Source organism: Protofrankia sp. CiP1_Cm_nod2 (genome assembly GCF_920664355.1).
Classification (GTDB): Bacteria; Actinomycetota; Actinomycetes; order Frankiales; family Frankiaceae; genus Protofrankia.
In genome coordinates this window covers 11,546-13,989 of record NZ_CAKKTL010000146.1, presented here as the reverse complement: position 1 = coordinate 13,989, position 2,444 = coordinate 11,546, and the positions used below count along the sequence as shown (strand labels likewise).

The following is a 2,444-nucleotide window of genomic DNA, read 5'->3' as shown; positions in this document are numbered from 1 at the left end:
CCAGGGAGCCGTGCCCTGCTGGGCGTACAGGATCCGGGCACGCTTCCATTGCTCGGCAACGCTGGCGTTCTGCGGCAGCCCGGTTCCACCGACCGCCTGCCACGTGCCGGGAAGAAACTGGAACAGCCCGCCGGCGCCTATCGAGTTGACGGTGGTCGGGTTGCCTCCGGACTCGCATTGAACAATTGCCGACAATATCTGGTCTTCGGATGGTGCCGCGCTGGCGGGCCCCGAGACTCCGATGCCGACGCCGCCGATGGCGGCGGCAAGCGTCGGAATGGCGACTAGCGAGCGAGTATACCTTGTGGTCCGCCTGGTTCCGCGATGCCGAGCACGCGCATGGGACATCTTGATGCCCTTTCCCCACGCCTGCGAGGTGAGCTGTCGGGTTCGGGCTGGGAAATGCCCGGCCGCATCTTGCGGCTTCACCCCAAGGGCGCTTCGCGGCGCCCGGGAAGTGGTTCCCCCGCTCCTGCCGTTGGTTTGGCGATCATCGGACGGGGCAGGACTCGGCGTGTTTCGTCCGACGCGTGCCCTCCTTGCGAAAGCACGGCAGAACCCTAGCCGCGAAGGCCGGTCGGCCGGCAAGGTGCGGTGAAGAAGTACACAACTGAACGTCGACACTTGATTTCGACCTTGACTGCCGGTAACGCACGCGTGCGTGCGCTTATATTTAAGCAGTCACAGTCGGCAGACCGTCTCCGTGACATTGCTGCTGCCTTTTGGCGCAGATCTTCGTACGCTTTGTGGACAGTCGGGTCGACTGAGTAACGCCGAAATTTCGAGTTCTGCTGACAGCCCGCGTCGCAGGTCGCGACGTGACCATCCATGCGCACCTGCGGCTGCGGCTGCGGCTGCGCAGAGCTCGATCCCCTGGATGACCATCCACGCGACCCAGCAGACAACCATAATTCTGACTCCCGGGAATCCGCCCCTTTTCTCGGACACTGGAACCCGAACAAAAAATGACGAAACGATGGGGCCTGCCGCAGTACATGGCCGTGATAAGTGGCAGGGTTCGTACCGTCGGAAGGTGGTATCCCCGGCGGTGTCGAGAAACGATGACGTTTCTCGACACCGGTGACCGTATGGAACAGAACCATCACCACTGATACCCGAGTCCGCCCTAATACTGCAACGGCACTTGGTGGCAGGGTGTGCGCTGCTCGGGTGTTGTACATGACGTGAACGATGTTGATGTGGGGATGTGGCGGGACGAGCTTGACCGGGTATGTGAACGGGTCGGTGGCCGGTTCGCCCGGGCTGAGCCCCGAGCGCGGATGCTCCGGTATCTGGAGGGGCTGCTCTCCGAGCTGGAGCGCAAGAACGGCTGGACCATTGCCGAGCATGCCGAGGAGGTGTCGCCGGACGGGATGCAGCGGCTGCTGCGGACCGCCGACTGGGATGTCGACGCGGCCCGCGACGACGTCCGCGACTACCTGGTCGAACACCTCGGGACCCCGCAGGGGGTGCTGGTCATCGACGACACCGGGTTCATCAAGAAAGGAGCCTAATGCCGGTGCCGGCATTACACGCCTTATGACGGGCCGGCCGTTATGCTGCGCTGCCTGCTCCGTTACTTGTCAGGAAGCGGGCTGATCTTCGTGGGCGCGGCATAACGGCGCGGGGGTCGTTCCGGTCAGAGCGCGTCGAGGAAGGCAAGCAGTGCGTCTGTCGGCTGGTAGCGGGCCGAGACGGTGCCGGGTGGGGCCGTGCGGGTGATCGCCTGTTGTTTGAGGGCCATGTCGGCGTGCAGGTAGACCCTGGTGCTGGTCGGGCTTTCGTGGCCGAGCCAGAGCGCGATGACGGTGGTGTCGACGCAAGCCATCGTCGCCGCGGTGTGCCGTAGCGCATGTGAGCCAAGGTGCGGGAGCCCGGTGCGCTTGCACAGCTTGGACATGTGGGTGTTCAGCCCCCGCGGCTCCATGTGGGTGCCGACCGTGCTCGGGAAGATCAGCCCGTGTTCCTTCCACCTCTTGCCCGCGCTCTCCCGGCGCGCATGCTGGGCGGTTCGGTGGGGGGCGGGGTCAAACGGAAACGATCATGGCTTCGTGGAAGACAACGGCCGGTCAGGCGATCTGGCGGAGGTCGTTGCCATAGTCGAAGATGATCCGCATGCGGGCACCCAGCGCCCGGGCGTACCGGCTCAGCGTCGCGACCTCGTTGGCGTCGAGATCACCGTTCTCGATCTGGCTCACCCGGCCCGGGGAGACACCCATCAGCTCGGCCACCTGACGCTGAGTCAGCCCCAGTCGCCTGCGCTCCTCAGCCAGATGGCATGCACTAGGACCTGTTCCGAGTCCGGATCACAGGCGGGATGATCGTCTTTCGCGTTCGGATGCTCCGGCTGGTAGCACGGTTGTATGACCCGTGGCGACCTGACCGACGGCGAGTGGGAGCTGATCGAGCCGCACCTCCCGCTGGGGGCGTCGGGGCCGATCCCC

At 64.9% G+C, this 2,444-nt stretch carries 1 protein-coding gene, 3 pseudogenes and 1 riboswitch; of the genes and pseudogenes, 1 reads left to right on the top strand and 3 read right to left on the bottom strand.

Translation table 11 applies throughout. The annotated features are described in order from the left end of the window. A partial coding sequence (locus tag NBW84_RS16120; protein WP_250285566.1) for a transglycosylase family protein occupies positions 1 to 348 on the bottom strand: 348 nt, incomplete at its 3' end. 4 nt (positions 349 to 352) lie between these two features. Beyond that, positions 353 to 499, bottom strand: a riboswitch (cyclic di-AMP (ydaO/yuaA leader). A gap of 706 nt (positions 500 to 1,205) precedes the next feature. Between NBW84_RS16120 and NBW84_RS16115 the strand changes: the two are divergent. After that, a pseudogene (locus NBW84_RS16115) lies at positions 1,206 to 1,508 on the top strand (transposase); the annotation flags it as partial. 131 nt (positions 1,509 to 1,639) lie between these two features. Here the strand turns inward: NBW84_RS16115 and NBW84_RS16110 are convergent. Together NBW84_RS16110 and NBW84_RS16105 are read right to left on the bottom strand one after the other, a co-directional pair. Beyond that, positions 1,640 to 1,966 (bottom strand): annotated as a pseudogene (locus NBW84_RS16110) (tyrosine-type recombinase/integrase); the annotation flags it as partial. 103 nt (positions 1,967 to 2,069) lie between these two features. Next, a pseudogene (locus tag NBW84_RS16105) lies at positions 2,070 to 2,285 on the bottom strand (helix-turn-helix domain-containing protein); the annotation flags it as partial. Positions 2,286 to 2,444: the final 159 nt, after the last annotated feature.